Source organism: Pontimonas salivibrio (assembly GCF_002950575.1).
GTDB lineage: Bacteria > Actinomycetota > Actinomycetes > Actinomycetales > Microbacteriaceae > Pontimonas > Pontimonas salivibrio.
In genome coordinates this window covers 504,405-524,383 of sequence record NZ_CP026923.1, presented here as the reverse complement: position 1 = coordinate 524,383, position 19,979 = coordinate 504,405, and the positions used below count along the sequence as shown (strand labels likewise).

The 19,979-nt window shown below is 60.2% G+C and carries 11 protein-coding genes and 1 riboswitch; of the genes, 5 read left to right on the top strand and 6 right to left on the bottom strand.

Annotation, left to right across the window (positions count from 1 at the left end; translation table 11 throughout):
* The first annotated feature begins 57 nt into the window (after window positions 1–57).
* The 3 genes from C3B54_RS02770 to C3B54_RS02760 all read left to right on the top strand — a co-directional run bounded on the left by C3B54_RS02770 (window position 58) and on the right by C3B54_RS02760 (window position 3,672).
* Entirely contained in the window at window positions 58–1,509 is a 1,452-nt protein-coding gene (locus C3B54_RS02770) for a GAF domain-containing protein (protein ID WP_158665486.1), read from the top strand.
* A gap of 57 nt (window positions 1,510–1,566) precedes the next feature.
* Window positions 1,567–3,090: an acetaldehyde dehydrogenase ExaC gene (gene exaC, locus C3B54_RS02765; protein WP_104913141.1), complete on the top strand. Its 1,524-nt coding sequence runs from the start codon at window positions 1,567–1,569 to the stop codon at window positions 3,088–3,090.
* A 171-nt stretch (window positions 3,091–3,261) separates the two neighbouring features.
* Window positions 3,262–3,672, top strand: coding sequence for a DUF779 domain-containing protein (locus tag C3B54_RS02760; RefSeq protein ID WP_104913140.1), 411 nt, complete (start codon window positions 3,262–3,264; stop codon window positions 3,670–3,672).
* A gap of 174 nt (window positions 3,673–3,846) precedes the next feature.
* Here the strand turns inward: C3B54_RS02760 and C3B54_RS08985 are convergent, their stop codons facing one another.
* Together C3B54_RS08985 and C3B54_RS08980 are read right to left on the bottom strand one after the other, a co-directional pair.
* On the bottom strand, window positions 3,847–8,127 hold the full coding sequence (locus tag C3B54_RS08985; RefSeq protein ID WP_104913139.1) for a beta strand repeat-containing protein: 4,281 nt from the start codon (window positions 8,125–8,127) through the stop codon (window positions 3,847–3,849).
* 352 nt (window positions 8,128–8,479) lie between these two features.
* The gene (locus tag C3B54_RS08980; RefSeq protein WP_342749549.1) at window positions 8,480–11,452 is read right to left on the bottom strand and encodes a glycine-rich domain-containing protein; all 2,973 of its coding nucleotides are present in this window, start codon (window positions 11,450–11,452) and stop codon (window positions 8,480–8,482) included.
* 579 nt (window positions 11,453–12,031) lie between these two features.
* Between C3B54_RS08980 and C3B54_RS02745 the strand changes: the two genes are divergently transcribed.
* On the top strand, window positions 12,032–12,844 hold the full coding sequence (locus C3B54_RS02745) for a helix-turn-helix transcriptional regulator (protein WP_104913137.1): 813 nt from the start codon (window positions 12,032–12,034) through the stop codon (window positions 12,842–12,844).
* Here C3B54_RS02745 and gcvP read toward each other — a convergent pair.
* From gcvP to gcvT, 3 genes are read right to left on the bottom strand one after another with little or no spacing between them, the layout of a single operon-like run.
* Window positions 12,841–15,789, bottom strand: coding sequence for an aminomethyl-transferring glycine dehydrogenase (gcvP, locus tag C3B54_RS02740; RefSeq protein WP_104913136.1), 2,949 nt, complete (start codon window positions 15,787–15,789; stop codon window positions 12,841–12,843). The genes C3B54_RS02745 and gcvP overlap by 4 nt on opposite strands.
* Entirely contained in the window at window positions 15,790–16,164 is a 375-nt protein-coding gene (gene gcvH, locus C3B54_RS02735; RefSeq protein WP_104913135.1) for a glycine cleavage system protein GcvH, read from the bottom strand.
* A gap of 5 nt (window positions 16,165–16,169) precedes the next feature.
* Window positions 16,170–17,294 (bottom strand): glycine cleavage system aminomethyltransferase GcvT, encoded by a 1,125-nt coding sequence (gene gcvT, locus C3B54_RS02730; protein WP_104914225.1) that lies wholly within the window; start codon window positions 17,292–17,294, stop codon window positions 16,170–16,172.
* Window positions 17,295–17,422: 128 nt separating this feature from the next.
* Window positions 17,423–17,518: riboswitch (glycine riboswitch) on the bottom strand.
* Window positions 17,519–17,734: 216 nt separating this feature from the next.
* Here gcvT and C3B54_RS02725 point away from each other — a divergent pair.
* Window positions 17,735–19,117: a glycoside hydrolase family 1 protein gene (locus C3B54_RS02725; RefSeq protein WP_104913134.1), complete on the top strand. Its 1,383-nt coding sequence runs from the start codon at window positions 17,735–17,737 to the stop codon at window positions 19,115–19,117.
* Window positions 19,118–19,136: 19 nt separating this feature from the next.
* Here the strand turns inward: C3B54_RS02725 and C3B54_RS02720 are convergent, their stop codons facing one another.
* Window positions 19,137–19,886, bottom strand: coding sequence for an LON peptidase substrate-binding domain-containing protein (locus C3B54_RS02720; RefSeq protein WP_104913133.1), 750 nt, complete (start codon window positions 19,884–19,886; stop codon window positions 19,137–19,139).
* Window positions 19,887–19,979 lie beyond the last annotated feature (93 nt).

Here is a 19,979-nt window from a genome sequence, read left to right as displayed (position 1 = left end):
AGCCACGGTGTGGGCACTGCAGTAGCGTGGAAGAGCCTTCAACGAAGAAGGAGTGAAATGGTCAGCAGTCACATACCCCGTCGCACCGCTCCTGACGGCGCCAGGGGCCCTCACGGTGCCACGGAGGGCAGCATGCCGGGCCTGGCGCAGTGGGGCGAGCGCTGGTTGGCCAGCACCTCGAGGGCGAAAGACCGCTTAGGTGACGACACCGAAGCCTTAGGTCAACTGCGGCCCGTCATCAGAGACTCTTGGCTTCGCTCACTGGGCCGCGTTGACCCGGGCAGTAGTCAACCCCGCAGTGTGCTGGGGCGCAGTGATCTGGTGGACTACCGAAACGCCCACCCTCTCGCCCCCGTATTACCGATCGTTCATCGCCTGTTGCTTCGCTACACCCTGGACCAGGGCCTCATTGTGGCGTTGGGCGATGATGCCGGGAGGCTGTTGTGGGTGGACGGCGATGCCCAGGCGATGCGAAAAGCCGACGCGATGGGCTTTATTGAGGGTGCCGACTGGTCGGAAGAGTCCATGGGTACCAGTGCTCCAGGAACTGCCCTCTGGTTACGACAGGCCGTGCAGGTACGGGCCATCGAACACTTCTCGCACGTTGTGGAGCCATGGAGCTGCAGTGCCATCCCCATCCGCGACCCCCACAGCGACAAAGTCCTCGGCGTATTGGATATCACCGGTGGTGATGACGCCGTCGCACCGGCCACCATCCCGCTGCTGGAGGCCACCGTAGCGGCCATGGAAGCACAGTTGGAACTCCACGGACCCGAGCACTCCAGACGACTCGAGCAGTGGTCGCCTCCAGAGGGTAATCAACCACACGGCAGTGTGACCCCGAAATCGAAAAGTATTACCCCTCGGCGGCGAGCACGCAGCCAACCCGCAATTGCCCCCGTCCTTCGAGTACTCGGTCGAGATTTAGCCGTCATTGAGCGGCCGGGCCACCCTGAGCTCACCCTGGGCCAAAAACACTCCGAAATTCTCACCCTCCTCACCCTTCACCCCCACGGGCTCTCCGCCACCGCACTATCCGAATTGGTCTACGGACCAGGCCGGCCCAACACAACTATTCGGGCTGAAGTGAGCCGGCTCAAAACGGTGCTTCACCGCGCAGGCCTTGGCCTGCGCATCGAGTCGAGGCCGTATCGCCTTCACGGCCAGCTGGATACGGACATTGCCCGCGTGCGGGGCTTTCTTGGCCGCGGGGCCCACCGGGTGGCATTAGCCAAATATGTGGGCCCGGTATTACCCGAATCGCTTGCACCGGGTATTGAGACCCTGCGGCGAGAAACCCACCTGCACCTGCGTGAAGCACTGATGCAGGACGCCTCGGTGGACGTGTTGTTGGATTATGCGAACCTCGGTGAGGTCAGGTTGGACTTAGAAGTGTGGAGGGCGTGCCTGGGCCTACTGCCGGCGAAATCACCCCGACGCACCGAAGTGATGCTGCACATCGAAGCCCTCGAATCACAATGCAACGATATGCAACCTTCCACGAATTAACCTCTGCGCAATCCGTGTGGAGATCCCACACGGTGATGGAACGCAGAGGAGTCAACGATGACTGTGTATGCACAACCGGGCCAAAAAGGCTCAAAAGTCACCTTCAAGTCACGCTACGAACACTGGATTGGTGGTCAGTGGACCAAGCCAGTCAAGGGCAACTACTTTGAAGACATTTCGCCGGTCAATGGAAAACCATTTTGCGAAATCGCCAGAGGAACCGCCGAAGACATCGACGCCGCACTCGATGCCGCACACGCCGCCGCACCGGCCTGGGGAAAAGCCAGTACTACTGAGCGCGCTGCCGTGCTCAACAAAATCGCCGACGTCATAGACGCCAACGTCGAAATGTTGGCGGTGGCCGAAACGTGGGATAACGGCAAACCCATTCGGGAAACCCTGAACGCCGATATCCCTCTCGCCGCCGACCACTTCCGCTACTTTGTGGCAGCGGTTCGGGCCCAAGATGGCGACTTCCAGGAAATGGATGGCGACACGACCGCCTACCACTACCACGAACCGTTGGGTGTGGTGGGGCAGATCATCCCCTGGAACTTCCCCATTTTGATGGCGGCGTGGAAACTCGCACCCGCCCTCTCGGCGGGTAACGCCGTCGTGTTGAAACCGGCCGAACAAACCCCCGCGTCGATTTTGGTCCTCGCGGAACTCATCGGCGACATTTTGCCTCCCGGAGTGCTGAACATTGTGAACGGTTTTGGTGCGGAAGCCGGGAAGCCTTTGGCCTCAAGCCCGAGGATTAGAAAGATTGCTTTCACCGGTGAGACCACCACGGGTCGGTTGATCTTGCAGTATGCAAGTGCCAACATTATCCCCACCACATTGGAGTTGGGGGGCAAAAGCCCCAACATCTTCTTTGACGATGTGTCCCAAGAAAAGGACGACTTTTATGACAAAGCCCAAGAGGGCTTTGTCCTCTTCGCCTTTAACCAGGGTGAAGTGTGTACGTGTCCGAGCCGTGCACTGATTCAAAAGAGCCACTACGACTCGTTCTTGGGTGACGCCGTGGAGCGGACAAAGAAAGCTATTCAGGGAAACCCGCTCGACACGGACACCCAGGTGGGTGCTCAAGCCTCCAACGACCAGTTGGAGAAAATCCTCAGCTACATCGACATCGGTAAGCAGGAGGGCGCCACGCTCGTCTGCGGTGGTGACCGTGTCGACTTGGGTGGTGACCTCGCAGATGGCTACTACGTGGAGCCCGCCATCTTCGAAGGCAACAACAAGATGCGACTGTTCCAGGAAGAAATCTTTGGACCTGTCGTCGCCGTCACGTCGTTTGACGACTATGACGACGCCATCCAGATCGCCAACGACACTCTCTACGGTTTGGGTGCCGGAGTGTGGTCGAGAAATGGCAACACCGCCTACCGCGCCGGTCGCGACATCCAGGCCGGCCGCGTGTGGGTGAACAACTACCACGCGTACCCCGCCGGTGCGGCTTTCGGTGGGTACAAGAGCAGTGGTATCGGTAGGGAGAACAACAAGTTGGCGCTCAGCCACTACCAGCAGACCAAAAACCTGCTGGTGTCTTACAGCGAGAAGCCCCTGGGCTTCTTCTAAACCGACCCACTGCTCACATACACTGGGGGGGCAGGGTCACCCTGCCCCCCCCAGTGGTTCACCCAAATCCAGCGGTTTACCCAAATCCAGCGGTTCACACAGGCACTGAAGACAGAATCGCACCCACCACAACTTCACACCCACACAGAGAACCTCAATGAGGAGGATCAGATGATTGAGGCAACCCCCACAATCGAGGGTGAAACCATTTCCCGCGTCGCCTTAAGCGACGAGGCCGCCACCCTTCTTCGCACCCTCTGGGACATGCATGGACCGCTCATGTTCCACCAATCCGGTGGCTGTTGCGACGGCAGTGCACCGATGTGTTTTGCCGAAGGTGACTATATGACGGGGCCCGGTGATGTTCGACTGGGCGAGTTCGACATTTCTGAAGCCCAGGATGGCTCCCAACCGATTTCTTTCTGGATGTCCACCGAACAGTTCCAGTACTGGTCTCACACCCACCTCACCGTGGACGCTGTCCCAGGACGCGGAGCCGGGTTCTCGCTAGAAGGTCCGGAAGGCAAACGCTTCATCATCCACTCACGACTGATGGAGACCGCAGAACCCTTTGTGGCCTAGGACTAACCCTGCCGGGCCCCCACACGACGCACACGCAAACGTCGTGCCCGCAAACCGCGTGCCCGCAAACGTCGTGCCTGGAGGCACCACGGCAATAGGCACCGTGACCATAGGCATCGCGACAATAGGCGCCACGACGAAAGACTCCGCGCCGCCCTCCCGTTTTCCGGGCTGTTAGGCCCGCTGTCTCCGGCGGAGTAAGTAGGCCACGAGTAGCGCAAGAACAATGATGGCTGCGGCGATACTGACCGTCCACCACAGCAACGTCCCTGCCGAGTCACCCGTGGTGAGCGAGGCAGGAGTGTCCTGAATTTCGATGGGCAGGTTACTGGTGCGGATAAACCCGTCCTGGCCCACCGCCTGTAACTGCAGAGTATGCGCGCCGACTTCTAACGATTGCGGTGTCACTGTGACAGTCACGCTCACGGTGCCGTCCGAGTCGACCGTGGCATTACCGAGCAGCGTCGGTGTACTAAACGCCCACACATCCACACGGGTGTCAGCCATAAACCCACTACCCGAGACTGTGACCTCAGTATTGGACGTTGTCCGGATCACCGTGTCCGTATCAGCTCCTTCGACCACACCTCTAGTGGTGTTGATCCCGACCGTGAAGGCCCACGTATCCGACTCCACACTGACAATGCCCCGATCGGGAACACTCATCACCCGAGTCACCGTCGGATCACCCTTATTCGTGTTGATAATCCCTACTGCGGGGGCATTAGGAGTTTCCCCCGTCGAACGGAGAACCTCCGGAGTGGGTTGTCCTTGGGTGAGAGTAAAGGGCATATCCACCACAATCGTCTCCCCCTCCGCATTCGTCGTCACAATCTGCACCACGTTCCGCCCAATCGGCAACGGCTCGCCCGAACCGGCAAACACGTCCACATCAGCCGAGAACGTCCCATCCTCACCGACCGGGATCTGCGCAATATTCGTCGGAGCATTACCCCCACGACCCGGTAACCACACATCCACCACAGACCCAGGTGCTGCACCCGCACCAGACACGGTTTTGCCCTGCCCAGGAGTCACCACCGGTTCAGGAGTCCCACCCCGGTCAATCACCCCACCAGCACCATCACCACCATCTGGCACGTCAACACCCACATCAACACCACCCGCAGACACACTCACACCACGACCCCCAGGAGACGCCGTGGTCGTCGTCGGCACCGGCACACCACCCACTGTTGCTCCCGGACGCTCCGGAGTAACCGGAGAACCCGCTGTTCCCCCAGGTGGTGGTGGAGGTGTCCCCCCACCCGGTGTCACACCACCCGGAATACCCCCACCCGGACGGCCAGGAACACCACCAGGAACACCGGGACGGCCAGGAACAGCAGGACCAGCAGTTGGCCCCACTGTTGGCACAGGAGTCGCCTCATCATCATCATCGCCACCACCACTGCTGGGCAGCGCAGGAGTCGACACCGACACCGTCACTGTCTCACCGGCACCAATCCCATTCACCCCAGCAACACTGATCGACACGGTCCGCCCACGAGCCAACCCCGTAATCTCACAAAACTGGTCCGTTGGATTATCAAACTCACACGAGAGTGACTCCGGGGTGACTTCATAACTGGTAACCGGCAGGCCACCATCAGAAGCAGGTGCCGCCCACGACACAAACGTCCCCGTGTTACCCACCAACACGGCCTCCACATCACGCACCACCGAGGGGGCAACTGCAGGAACACCCGACGTTTCTGCCGTTCGACCCACCAGCTGGCTGCTGTTGGCGTCGGTGATGGCTTCGACTTTCACGTCATACCCGGTTCCGTTGGTTAGTCCGGTGAACTGGTAAGAGTTTGTTGCCAAGGTTGTTAAGTTGTTGGTCCCATCCGGTGTGACCGCGGTCCCATACGACCCACCAGTGGGGCGAATGGACACGTCATACCGGGTGAAGTTCCCTCCACCTAACTCCGTCGTGTTTGAGGGTTGATCCCAGGTCACATCCAACACACCATCACCGGGAACCGTTGATAGACCCGACACTGCCTGAGCCCTGTCAGCAGGAGCTGTCGCTGGCGACACATTCGACACCGGCCCCACACCCGCCTCATTCACCGCAGCAACCGTGACCGAATACTCCGTGCCATTGGTCAGGCCCGACACGGTGCACGGTGAGGTGGTGTCACAGGAGTTGTTCACAAACTCGTTACCGTCACCATCAGTGGCAACCGCCCGATACGCACTAATCGTCCCCCCACCCACATAATCCGGGGCAATAAACCCGACCGTGAGGGACCCATTACCGAACCCGACCGAGGTCAACCGGGGAGCACCCGGCACCACCGCCTGGACCCGGAAAGAACGCACCACCTTAGACGCCTCGGCAACCTGACCATCCACACCATCTTGAGACGCAGTGATTTCACACAACCCCGTCGCATCAATCGACACCACACCTGCAGACGTCACACTGCACGCAGCAGACGACGTCGCAAACGACACATCCAACCCCCTCGACGAGGAGGCCGACAACTGGAAGGGACGGTCATCGAAGTCTTTATCCCCCACCGCATCAAACGTGATCGTCTGGTTCGCCAAACCCACCTCGATGACTTGGGTCACAGCAGTGGCGGCTAAATAGTTAGTATCCGACCCGGAACTGGCCGTAATCGTGCACGTCGACGCCGACGTAAACGTCACCACACCCGACGCAATCGAACACGCCCCCGACACGGCAAACGACACCGACCCACTCCCCGTCGCCACCGCCGTCGGCGTATACGTATCCCCCACCACCGGATCTGCGGGAACACTCGACGTAAAAGACACAAACTGAGGCGCTTTATTAGAAGTGATCTTTAAAAAATCTTGCACAGTTTCTGACAGAAAATTCTCATCACCCGCACGCACCGCCGTCACCACACACTCACCCACACCCGTGAGCCGCACCAACCCCGACGACGACACCAAACACGGGCCAGACACATCCGTGTACCTCACATCACCAGTGCCGGAACCGCCCACCACACTCACCGGCACCGACTCACCAAACACAGCCGACAACACCGGAGCAGACGAATCCGAATACAACGACGCAGGAAACACCAACTCAGCCTGCGAAGCCTTCGCCACACCCGTCACCGACGCCGACGCATCCGACAAACCCGACGCCGACACCGACACCGTCAGTTCCGACGACTGACCCGCGGACAGACTCGAGACCGTCACCGTCGAACCAGAACGCGTCACCGACCCATTCGTCACCGACTCCGAAAACGAATCCGCCACCGCATTAACCGCATCAAAATTCGTAATCTCCGCCGTAAAACCACCGGCAGTGCGCGTCACCGACCCCAACACCGGAGCAGGATCCACCGGAGGCGGCGCAAACCGCACAATCACAACACCCGAACCACCATCACCCGCCGTTTCGGATGCATTAGATGCCCCGCCACCGCCGCCTCCCGTGCGGTCGTCTCCATGCTCATTGCCGTTAGTTGTCTCTGCGTCTCCTCCACCACCTTGCCCGCCGGTGGCAGCGTCGCTGCCCGAGCCCGACTGGTAACCACCGCCACCTCCCCCGGCCCGATACACGACGGAACCCGAGATGCCGCTCTGTTCTCCATCTCCACCATCGCCACCCTTCCCAAAGGAACCAAAGGAGCTATCCGCATTCCCGCCGACCTGCCCTGCGCCACCACCGCCGCCTCCGTAATAGGCCGAACTATTGTCGGGGTCGTCGGACCCGACGCCACCCGTGTTACCGTCACCTGGAGGGGTGACTGAAAGGCCAGCATTCTTGTTACTAGCCCCGGAGCCGCCGCCGGAGCCGCCATCAGAGCCCTCTTGTTGCTCATGCGCGCCACCACCGCCACCCGCCATCACAATACGAGTAGACGAGACTGTGGGTTGCGGGGTTCTGCTTCCTAGCAGCTGGTCGGAGAGCTTGTAGACATCCGTGAGATCGGCGTAGCCGTCATCGCTATCAAAAATGAGTGCGGAGTCAGCGCCGTTCCTACCGCCAGTGGTAGGCGTTCCCCCAACACCACCATCACCCACAAATATCTTCGCTGTGGTGGAGCCGGTCGGAACAGTGACGGAGCCGCTGTCTCCGGAACCGTCGGTAGCAGAACCGTAGGTATCGTAATAACCCCCGGCACCTCCTCCTGCTAGACCTCCTCCGCCGCCGCCAGCAATTACGAGAGCTTCAAACTCACCGACGTGATTGGGAATGGTCCAGACCATCTCTTCCGACGGTTTGATGAACGTGAGCACACAGTCGTTCCCGACCTTGGTCACCTCAACATGGGTTGGGCTATCGTCGGGATCTCCAATCGCTGCGCTAGTAAGCGCTGTTCCGTCCACTGAGACATCAACTGAGCATCCATCGACGGTGACAGCCGCATACGCGCTTGGGGTCGCGTGGGGTCCGAGAGTGGTGAGGAGGCTACCGGTGAGGACACCAATCAACGTGGCTGCGAGAATACGCCGCACTAGTCCCCCTCAACACGTCCACGACTCACCACACCCCGTCTGCTCGGGGCATGATGGTGGTGTTTCCAGGGTAGAAACCAGCAGACACCGTGAGGGTGGGGTTGGCCATAACCTGGCCGAAAAAAAGCCACCCCACGCGGTGGTCAGGCAGTTACCCAGTAAACGAAGAAGCGGCACCCACGTGGTGACGTGGTCCCTGCTGAAAGGGTCCCCTCTGAAAGGGTCCCTGTTGAGGTGACCGTTGTCGAGGTGACCGGTGTCGAGGTGACCGTTGTTGAGGTGAGCGGTGTTGGGGGGTCTTGCTCAGGTGGTCTTGTTGTTGTCAGACCCGCTGTCCCCAGCCGTGGTGGTGTTAGGACTGCCGGCTACGAATCACCAACGTGGTCACCACCGCAGCGAGGATAATCAGGGCGATCAACCCCACCGTCCACCAGAGCAAACTGTTGGCAGTGTTTGTAGTGGTGGGCGGGGTGTCAGTGAGCGTCACCGGCAGGTTCGCGGTTCGAACGTATCCATCATCACCCACGGCTTGGAGTTGCAGGGTGTGCTCCCCGGTCAACACGGTGGGGTCTAGTTCAACCGTGACCGTCGCGGTCCCCTCTGTCGTAACCGTCGCACTCGCCAACAATGTCGGCGTACTAAACGCCCACACATCCACCCGGGTATCAGCCATAAACCCACTACCCGACACCGTCACCTCAGTAGTGTTAGTTGCCGCAATGGTCGTCGTGGTGTCACTACCCTGAACACTGCTCGTTGCCGTGTCCACACTAATCGTGAAGTCCCAGGCGTCTGCAGTGACACGAATACTGCCCTGGGTCGGTTCACTATCAATCGTGACCTGCTCTGGTTCACCCCTATTCGTTGCCACCACACCCACTACGGGGGCGTTAGGTGTTTCATTGGTTGCTCGCAACACTTCCGGGGTGGGCTCTCCCTGAGTAATCGTGAAGGGCATATCCACCACAATGTCCTCACCCTCCGCATTCGTCGTCACAATTTGGACCACATTGCGGCCAATCGGCAACGGCTCGCCCGAACCGGCAAACACGTCCACATCAGCCGAGAACGTCCCATCCGCACCGACAGGGATCTGCGCAATATTCGTCGGAGCATTACCCCCACGACCCGGTAACCACACATCCACCACACTGCCTGGTGCCGCACCCGCACCAGACACTGTTTTGCCCTGCCCAGGAGTCACCACCGGTTCAGGAATCCCACCACGATCAATCACCCCACCAGCACCATCACCACCATCTGGCACGTCAACACCCACATCAACACCACCAGCAGACACCGACACACCACGACCCCCAGGAGACGCCGTGGTCGTTGTCGGCACTGGTTGCCCACCAATCGTTGCTCCCGGACGCTCCGGCGGGATCGGGTTACCGGAGGTTCCCCCAGGCGGCGGTGGAGGTGTCCCCCCACCCGGTGTCACACCAGGACTAACCACACCACCCGGGTTACCACCGGGACGGCCAGGAACACCACCAGGAACACCCGGACGACCAGGAACAGCAGGCCCCACAGTCGGCCCCGCTGTTGGCACAGGAGTCGCCTCATCATCATCGTTACCACCACGGGGAGCGGGTGGCACAGCCGTGACGGTGACCGTCACCGCCAAGGTCACCGTTTCATAACTCGATGAATCCGTTGGAGTGAATGTTGCGGTGAGCGTTGTCTCGCCCACTGACTCAAACGACAGAGTCGAACCGGTCACATCCGCCACCGTGTCATCCGCACTCGTCCACCCAATAGACCCAGCAGTAAACGCCGAACCATTGACCTGCACAGTCGGATCATCCAACGTCACATCCGCACTACCCACCTGCGCCGACACCGGGTCATAACTATCAAACACAGGAGATGCTTTACCCACAGTGAAGTCTTTGGTTGCCGTCGCCGAGTTGTAATTTGTCGACGACGCCTTCTCCGCCGTCACGGTGCAAGTCGTGTTCACAGCGGCCGTGGTCGACAGAGTTGTCCCAGAGATAACAAAATTTGTACACGACTCCGACCACGACACCAGCCCATCACCCGAACCACCCGTAACCGCCAACTCCACAGAGCCCTCGAAACCAATATCGCCGGAATTTGTGACCGTTAGGGACGCCTGATTTGCCTTCACTACTGACACGGTGATTGTGTCTTGCGAGTCGCCTTGACTCCCGCCCGTTTGACTGACGGTCACATCACAGGACTGACCCGCATTAAAGGCCGGAGTCAGTGTGGGAGTCGAACTGGAGGTGTTGTCAAAAGTGCACGCTGCATCATCAGAAGACCACTCCACGGAGCCACCGCCAGGTCCGAGAGTGGCAGACAGCCCCAACGTCTCCCCGAAAGCAACATCTGAGTCGCTCTGATCGATTGCGACTGACGGCAAGGAATAACGAATGACTACGATTCCCGAATCTCCCGCTGATCCGGTCTGCGAAGAAGTAGACACGTCGGTCTCTACTTCATCGGGCGCCAGCACGACTCCACCACCTCCACCCCCTGTGTTGGTGTCGCGGCTGGCAACATGGCTTCCGAGGTAGGTCGTGTCGCCACCTCCACCAATCCCACCGTCCACATTTGGTTCGGTCTTGGAGTCGTTTTGACGACCTCCAGCGCCGCCTCCGGCGTAGAAGACACTGCCGCCCGACAGTTCGCCACCTGCCGCCAACGTAGTGTCGACGCCTGTGATCGAGGAGGACAATCCGGCTCCCCCCTCCCCTGAGACTGAACCAAAATCACAATCCGGCTTCCAACCCTTTTTACCCGCTGTACCGGCGCCACCTCCGCCGCCTGCAACCGCCGTGATGTCGCCCTGGGCGGAGGAGCAGGTGTTTCCAATCTGTGCGTCTCCACCCGCGTTCCCCAAGGAGCCGGCATCGGTATCGCTGCCTCCTGGTTGGTCGGCCACTGCCTTACCTTGGGTGGTCCAGACCACTGCACCACTCCCGGAACCCCCTCCCACGCCGGAGATATAGCCGCCACCGTCGTTACTGTAGTTTCGGGACACTCCTCCTCCACCACCTACAGCTGTCGCCTTAACAACACCACCGTCTGTTTCTCTCTCAAGGAATGATTCCCCGCCACGGCTACCATAATCGCCCGATGCAAACGACGAGACCCTACCGGGGTTCCCCCCCGCTCCCACCAACACTCTCAATTCCACCGAACCACTGTCGTCAGCATCACCGACCAGGTATGGACTACCAGATCGCGTCGTGTCAATCAGACCCCCGGCACCTCCCCCGCTGAAGGCACCACCTCCACCTCCTGCGACAATCAATGCGTCAACCGATGTGACCCCCGCCGGAATCTCTACGTACATCGTCTGCGTTTCTATGAATTGGACGACGCAGTCGCCATTTTCGTCTTCACCCACGACGGCGTGGCTCGGACTCTCTCCAATTACCCCGATTTGAGGCGGGGACGTGGATGTCGATAGCGCACTGCCTCCATCAGTCAGAGAGACCACCACTCCACAATCCTCGATCACAGAGGAAGCAGCGCGAGCCGGAGGAGGCTCCCACGCTATTGCCGAACCCACAAGCAACATGGTGAGGACAAGTGCGGTTACGCCCCGTCGCGGTCGTAATGGAGCCGGAGATTGCCCCTTTGTGAGCTCTAGAGTTTCCACGTGTTCAGGTTTACCAACCCGGGTGATCAGCGGGGCGTGGTCGGACAAATTCGACCCTTTTTCCAACCACTAATGCAGATCACCGTGCAACCACACAGCAACACCCGACTGGCCCAACGAAACAAGGCGTGTGCGACCCAGCACTCAGGGCAGGTACCTGCCACCTCTCCTCAGCCACTACCCATATCCCACCCTTTTCCAGCCCATTTGCTGGGTTAATCCTCTGTCCCACCCAGGTGCTCCGAAGGTGGCGTCAGTAGCGTCCTGGCTGTGGTGAAGAAGTCTGTGTCCGGGGAGCCGGCAGAAGCCGGGTCTGCCCAGACTGTCGGCCAGTCAGGGCTTGCCCCCTACATCTCTTCTGACCCAGAACGCCTGTCCAAAATGCTGGAGTTCCTCACAGAAACTCCCAGCCCCAAAGAACTCCTGCGCTACTTAGTCCACGTCCCGGTGTTTTCTCCAGGCCCGAAAGCAGGGGCTTTGGGAATGATTTCTGGAGAGGCAGAGCTTGTGGAGCTAGCAAGCTACGGCCTCACCAAAAAACACGGGTTTGTGGAAAGGCGCTCGGTCTGGCAGCAGATACCGCCGTTTGTGGACTTTCACGATGTTTTGCCGGTGAGGCGGTCGGTGGAGACTATGCGCGAAGCGGTCACCAAAGCAGGCATCCACTTAGAACCAGAAGAGTGGGTACAAAGTGTCTTGATTCAACCCGTCCACGGCTACCGCGGTGCACCCATTGGGGCGGTGGTTCAGTTATTCGATATCGAGGCCACCGAGCCGCTTCACCCGGTCATTACCCCGAAAGACTTCCACTCAGCCCTGGTCTTAGCGTTTAAATCAGAGCCGTTTATCAGCGGTCTAGCAGACGCCGATAAGCGTCTCAATTCAGACCTGCCGCTTTTGACCGACCGGGAACTGACCTGCCTGCGGCTTGCTGCGAGGGGCTATAGCAATAAAGAAATCGCTGGACAGCTTCGCCTCAGCGCCAGCACCGTCAAAACCTCGCTCTCCAAGGTGTTTGACAAGCTCGGTACCAGCAAGCGAACAGCAGCGGTGGAAAAAGCCCGGACGCTCGGCATTCTCTAGCCAGGCGACACTCCCGCTCCAGCAAAGGCTTCGATTGGCGGACACGCACAGACCAGGTTTCGATCCCCATAGGCCTGGTCGACCCGGCCGACCGGCATCCAGTATTTGCTAATCACCCGTGGGTCAGCCCCGTGTTGGGAACTATCCACTCCCCCGATGGCGGGATATGTCGCCAGGGTGCGCGAGTAGGGGTGTTCCCACAGGTCGCTGATTGCTTCCGCTGCCGGGTGGGGGGCGTTAGTCAAGGGGTTATCCTCTGCTGGCCACACACCGTCTTTCACCGCACGCGATTCTTCGCGGATGCGAATCATCGCGTCGATGAAACGATCGAGCTCGCCGAGGTCTTCACTTTCGGTGGGCTCCACCATGAGGGTTCCGGGTACCGGAAAGGACATGGTGGGGGCGTGGAAGCCGTAGTCCATGAGGCGCTTGGCGACATCGTCCACACTCACACCGGTCTCAGCGGTGATGGGCCTGATATCGAGGACCACTTCGTGGGCGACGAGACCGTTTTCTCCGACATAGAGCACCGGGTAGTGCTCTGCCAGTCGACTGGCGATGTAGTTGGCGGCGAGGACAGCTCGTGCCGTGGCTTTTCGCAGGCCCTCGGGTCCCATCATCCGCACATAAGCCCAACTAATGGGCAGGATGCTGGGGCTGCCGTAGGGCGCAGCCGATACGGCTGGGCCCTGGTGAACGAAGGATCCTGTCTGCCCGCTGCCCTCATCAAAGGGCGGGTGGGCGGTGGTTTGGGCGAACGGGTGACCGGGCAGGAAGGGGGCGAGGTGTGCTTTTGCACCGACTGGTCCCACCCCGGGGCCTCCCCCACCGTGTGGGATGCAGAAGGTTTTGTGCAGGTTCAGGTGCGACACGTCGCCCCCGATGTCGCCGTAGCGGGAGAAACCAACCAGGGCGTTGAGGTTGGCCCCATCGATGTAGACCTGACCGCCTGCCTCATGGACAAGGTCGGTGATGGTGTTGATGCCGTGTTCGTAGACACCGTGGGTCGAGGGGTAGGTGACCATCAGTGCGGCCAGATTCTCACCGTGTTCGGCGATTTTTGCTTTCACGTCGTCTATGTCGACATCACCCTGTTCGTTACAGGCCAACACCACCACCTGCATTCCTGCCAACACCGCACTGGCAGCGTTGGTGCCGTGGGCGCTGGAGGGAATGAGACAGATGGTGCGGTGGTGATCACCGCGTGAGCGGTGATACCCGCGAATGGCGAGCAGTCCGGCGTATTCGCCTTGACTGCCGGCGTTGGGTTGGAGTGACACCGAGTCGTAGCCGGTGAGCTCCGCCAACCAGGTTTCCAGATGCGACATCAACACCATGTAACCGGCGACATCGTCTGCCGGGGCAAACGGGTGTAGTCCAGCAAATTCTGGCCAGCTGACCGCTTCCATTTCGGTGGCGGCGTTGAGTTTCATGGTGCAACTACCCAGTGGAATCATCCCGCGATCCAGCGCATAATCCTTATCCGCCAGGGATTTCAGGTAGCGCATCATCTGGGTTTCTGACTGGTGCACGTGAAAGACCGGGTGGTCTAAGTAACTCGTGGTGCGCTTCAAGCCTGCCGGCAGCGCATTGTCTTCAGCGTGCTGGCCTCGGTAACCAGTGAGTCCAAACGCCACCGATAATGCCTCGAAAACATCTGCCCCCACCCCGCGGCCTGAGGCTTCGGCGGTGGTCTGATCGAACGACAGCGACACGGTGTCGCTGTCGACTGCTCGGATCAGCAGACCGTGTGTGTAGGCCGTCTGCACAATGTCGTGGGCTTTACCCGGGGTGCGCACCTGAATGGTGTCGAAAAACTCGTCGTGGACGAGGTCAAATCCTGCCTCTTTCAGGCGCTTCGCAAAACCTGCCGCTTGCGCGGCAATGCTCGTGGCAATTGAGCGCAGCCCGTCAGGGCCGTGGTAGACGGCGAACATTCCGGCCATTACCGCAAGCAGTACCTGTGCGGTGCAAATGTTGCTGGTCGCCCGGTCGCGGCGAATGTGCTGTTCGCGGGTTTGTAAGGTCAGCCGGTAGGCGGGGTTACCGAAGCGATCCTGCGAGACACCGACCAGGCGTCCCGGCATTTGGCGCTCTAAGCCTGCACGAACAGCGAGGTAGCCGGCGTGGGGGCCACCAAAGCCCAGGGGAATACCAAAACGCTGCGTGGTTCCCACCGCAATGTCGGCGGACATCTCCCCCGGTGGGGTGAGAAGAGTCAGCGCCATCAAATCGGCGGCGACCACGGCGAGGCCGCCGGCGTCCTTTACCCGGCTGATGGCACCTCGCGGGTCCCATACCCGACCGGATGCTCCCGGGTATTGCACGATGGCACCAAACGCTTCGGGCAGTTCACCGGAAAAATCCGTTTCCTCCAGCTCGATTCCCAGTGGCTCCGCCCGGCCCGCCAGCACGGCTTTGGTTTGGGGCAGGGTGTCCACGTCGACCAAGAACACGTTGGCGGCGACGCCAGAAGCTCGCCTCGCGAGCAGCATCGCTTCGGCGACGGCGGTGGCTTCATCCAACATGGAGGCGTTTGCGACCGGCAGGCCGGTGAGGTCGCCGACCATGGTTTGGAAGTTCAACAGGGCTTCTAGTCGGCCCTGGGAAATTTCTGGCTGGTAGGGGGTGTAGGCGGTATACCAGCTGGGGTTTTCAAAGACGTTTCTCTTCACCACGCTTGGGGTGTAGCTGGGGTAATACCCCATACCCAACATGGACCGGTGGGCGTTGTTGTGATCGGCGAGCGCTCGAAGCTCCTGCAACACTTCCGCTTCACTCGCCGGCGGCGGAATGATCGATTCGAGTGCGCCCTGGCTCAGGTGGGCGGGGACTGCTTTGTCCATCAACTCATCGAGGCTTTCAAAGCCCAATGCTTGGAGCATGAGGGCTTCGGCGGAGTCGTCCACTCCGAGGTGGCGAGCGGAAAAAGGTTGCTGTGTCATCTACTGGCCAATCAGTGCGGTGTAGGCGTCGGCGTCCATCAGGTCTGGACTGTCTGGGGTGTCCACACGAAACAGCCAGCCTTCGCCGTAGGGGTCACGGTTAATCAGTTCAGGGTCATCGACTACGGCCTGGTTGGTCTCGACCACTGTGCCGGTGACGGGGCTAAAGATTTCTCCCACCGATTTGGTCGATTCCACTTCCCCGACAATCGCACCGGCCTGGACGCTGCTGCCCACTGCGGGGTGGTCGACGTAGACGACGTCACCGAGGGCATCAGCGGCGTAGCGGGTGATGCCGATTTTCAGGCTGTCACCGTCGGCCAGGACCCATTCATGATCGGAGGTGTAGCGCAGGTGGGAGGGAACATCTGACATGAGGGTCAGTCCTTTCGTCGGCGATAGAAGGGTAGGGCCACCACCCGTGCGGGGACCATCTGGCCGCGCACGTCGAGGTGTAATTCGGTGTCAAGGTCTTTGTAGTCACGCTCCACCATCGCCATCGCAATGGGGTAGCCAAGGGTGGGCGAGAGCGCACCGGAGGTGACCTGGCCGACGACGTCCATCGTTCCGGGGTCCACTACCGGGTAGCCGGCGCGGGCTGCACGCCGGCCTTCGGCCACCAGGCCCACCAGGATCCGTGTGGAGGGCTCGGGGTGTTCCACCAACCACGCTTTGCCCACAAAGTCGTCTTTTTCTTTATCGACAACCCTGGCTAGGCGCGCCTCTGCGGGCTTCGTAGTGGGGTGTAATTCGTTGCCATACAGCGCCATTCCTGCTTCAAGGCGCAGGGTGTCACGTGCGGCGAGGCCACACAGTTGCAGGTCGTAATCCACTCCGGCAGCAACTAATGCTTGCCAGAGGGCAGCACCGTGGTCTTTGTCGATGTAGAGCTCAAAACCGTCTTCACCGGTGTAACCGGTGCGGGCAACCCACAGTGGTGTATCAACGGATTCTGCGCGAAACACCGCGGAGGTGATCCGGTAGTAGCCCAGGTCCGACAATTCAGTGTCGGGGTGAAGCTCGGGCGCTGCATCAAGTACTTCCCTGGCCACGGGGCCTTGAACGGCCACCATCACGGTCTGGTCGGTGTCGTCTCGCACGCTGGCGTCGAAGCGATCTACCCGGGCGGTCAACTCGGCGACCACTTCGTCGCGGTTACCCGCGTTAGCGACGATGAGGTAGTCGTCTTGTGCGAGGCAGTAGACGACGAGGTCGTCGATGATGCCGGCGCGATCGTTCAGGATGAGTGAATATTTGGCCTCTCCGTTTTCTAGCACTGAGAGTCGACCAGACAGGGCGTAGTCCAACGCGGCAGCAGCCTCGCGGCCTACTACCCGAATTTCTGCCATGTGGCTTAAGTCGAACAGCCCCGCTGTGGTGCGCACCGCGTGGTGTTCGGCGAGGTCAGAGCTGTAGCGAACGGGCATAGACCACCCAGAAAAGTCGGTAAAGCTCGCACCGGCCTGCTCATGAATCTGATGCAGGGGTGTGTGCCTACTAGTCACTGGAGCCTCCCGGATTCGGACGCGACGAATGTCGCTGATGGCTCCCCCTCTGTCATTGGCCTGAGAGTTTCACGCGGGTAGCGCTTTCACCGTCGGCGGGATTGAACCCAATCCGCTTTCCAGAGTAGCCCAGCCGCGCGATACATGGCACCTGAGAGATTGGCGGGGAGGCTTGCTCCTTCGGTGTTGACTGCCGGGGCAGTCAACTCTCTCGCACGGCGTGAGGCCCAGTGTGAAGTTTTGCCTAAGCGTAGCAAAGGCCGACTGGCGGTGACTGACTCGCCTCGCGGAAGCATTTCGTGGTGCCCTGCCGCCCATCACCGCCAGTCACAATCCACCACAGCCACCCATCACAGTCCGCCACTGCCGAAGGGTTCGGTTTCGGCTGATATCCGGTTTCCGGGCCACACACGGCGCGCCCCCTTCGATACCATGGCGCCATGGTTGCCAGTGAGTCCCCCGGGACAATCCGCGAGAGTTTCCCCGACGATTTCGTCTTCGGTGTTGCAACATCGTCGTGGCAGATTGAGGGTTCCAGTAGTACCCGTTCGGAGTCCATTTGGGACCGCTTCGCCAAAATTCCTGGCGCCATCGTCGATGGCAGCACAGGCGATCCCGCCTGTGATCACCTAAACCGGGTCGACGAAGACCTGGCTCTTATTTCTGAACTCGGTGTGGGCGCCTACCGCTTCTCTGTGTCCTGGCCGCGGTTTATGCCAGGCGGCACCGGGACAGTCGCCCACTCGGGTGCAGGGTTTTATGACCGACTGATCGATTCGCTGTTAGAGCGCGGTGTTCAACCACTCCTGACTGCCTACCACTGGGATTTACCCCAAAGCTTGCAAGACGAAGGCGGTTGGCTACACCCCGACATGCCCCGTTGGTTTGCCGACTACTGCCACGCCTTAGGCGAGCGCTACGGCGACCGGGTGAGCCACATGGCCACCTTGAACGAACCGTGGGTGAGTGCCTTCTTGGGCTACGCCGCCGGTATCCACGCCCCCGGTGTGGTCAACAGCACCCAAGCACTAGAGGTCGCCTACCGCCTCATGGTGGCAAGCGGTCACGGTATTGGTGCCCTCACCGATGCCGGAGTGAGCAATCCCGGAATCGTGTTGAACCTCACCACTGTGCGCGTGGATCAACCGGGTGCCGAAAAAGCCCGAGACCACATCGACCGGCTACAAAACACCCTCTTTACCGACCTACTGGCCGGTCGTGGGATATCGGATGAGGTCCGAGACACCACCGACATTCTCACCGACTGGTCGTTTGTGACCGATGAGGGTTTAGAAGCCGCAGCGACCCCCATTTCCTGGTTGGGCGTCAACTACTACACCCCCATTCGTGTGGGGTTGCCCCGCGACACTGACCAGGCCACCGGCGTCGGCCAAGACACCGTGGTGTATCCGGCGTGTCCGCCGGCAAGCCTGCGCCCACGCGGACCACTGACCACCATGGGCTGGGAAGTGGACCCCCAAGGATTACGAGACACCCTGGTGGAAACTGCCGCTGCGCTTCCCGGTGTGCCGTTGTGGGTGACAGAAAATGGTGCGGCCTACGCCGACCGTGTCATCGACGGTGACGTGTATGACCCTGATCGCATTTCTTACCTCACCGGGCACCTTGGTGCCGCAGCAGAGGCCATCAGTGACGGTGTGCCTCTCCAGGGTTACTGCGCGTGGTCACTGTTGGACAACTTGGAATGGGCGGAAGGGCGAACCCAAACGTTTGGTTTGGTTTATGTTCACCCGGAGTCGATGGAGCGCATCCCCAAAGCCAGCTACCACTTCTATGCTGATGTCGCTAAGGGCGAGCGCTAGGAAGTCGCCAGGGAAACCCCTAGGAAGAATCTCCGGAAGGCGATTGACCCGGCTCGTCTCCTGATTGTTCGTTGCCTGATTGCGGGTCACCCTCACCTGAGGCGTCATCTCTTAGAGTGCCCTGGTCTTCCGGTTGGCCCTGGTCCTCTGATTGGCCCTGGGCTTCTGGGTGGCTGAGGCCTTGGCGGGTTTCCCGGGTCATTTCCATGACCCGGGTGAACAGCTCTTCGGTGTTTTCTGAGCGCAAGAGGACGAACTGGTCGATGGTGCTCAGCGGTGCGATGCCGGCGAGTTGCCAGAGCCTGGAGACGGGCTCGTCAGCCACGGGAGTATCTACTGGCCATTCGCCGAGGTCGTAGTCGTGGGCGAGGGCGAGAGTGTCGCGCACTTCTTGTTCGAGAGGGTCGAGCCGCAGTGCCAATCCGATGGGTTCATCCAGGCCGTCCAAGAATTCGACTTCAGCCCTCGGGAAGGGGTCGTCGTCCAACCAGCGGGTCACTTCGAAGCGCCTGGTGCCGTGACCGGTGACGACCAGGTGGCCTTCGGGGGCTTCAATTTCGGTAATGCGCGCGACAGTGCCCACGCCGAAGCGTTGTTCACCGCCGCCGACTTCCGCTCCGCGTTCGATCAGCACAATGCCGAATTCGGGGTAGTCGGTTTCGAGCAGTTCGCCCACCATTTTGAGGTAACGCGGCTCAAACACCCGAAGCGCAAAGGGCATCGCAGGGAGCAAGACGGTGCCAAGGGGGAACATGGGCAATGTGGGCATGGCTCCAGACAATCACGTGGTCCTGGTCCAGACCAGGGGGTGTCGGAAAATTGGCTGTGAATCTTCTCTACACACCTTGCCTAAAGATACCCC

What these genes read in the sequence shown, in the direction of transcription:
- C3B54_RS02720 (WP_104913133.1), bottom strand. Translation starts at nt 19,886, where the DNA reads ATGCCCACATTGCCCATGTTCCCCCTTGGCACCGTCTTGCTCCCTGCG.
- C3B54_RS02760 (WP_104913140.1), top strand. Translation starts at nt 3,262, where the DNA reads ATGATTGAGGCAACCCCCACAATCGAGGGTGAAACCATTTCCCGCGTC.
- gcvP (WP_104913136.1), bottom strand. Translation starts at nt 15,789, where the DNA reads ATGACACAGCAACCTTTTTCCGCTCGCCACCTCGGAGTGGACGACTCC.
- exaC (WP_104913141.1), top strand. Translation starts at nt 1,567, where the DNA reads ATGACTGTGTATGCACAACCGGGCCAAAAAGGCTCAAAAGTCACCTTC.
- C3B54_RS02770 (WP_158665486.1), top strand. Translation starts at nt 58, where the DNA reads ATGGTCAGCAGTCACATACCCCGTCGCACCGCTCCTGACGGCGCCAGG.
- C3B54_RS08980 (WP_342749549.1), bottom strand. Translation starts at nt 11,452, where the DNA reads ATGTACGTAGAGATTCCGGCGGGGGTCACATCGGTTGACGCATTGATT.
- C3B54_RS02725 (WP_104913134.1), top strand. Translation starts at nt 17,735, where the DNA reads ATGGTTGCCAGTGAGTCCCCCGGGACAATCCGCGAGAGTTTCCCCGAC.
- gcvH (WP_104913135.1), bottom strand. Translation starts at nt 16,164, where the DNA reads ATGTCAGATGTTCCCTCCCACCTGCGCTACACCTCCGATCATGAATGG.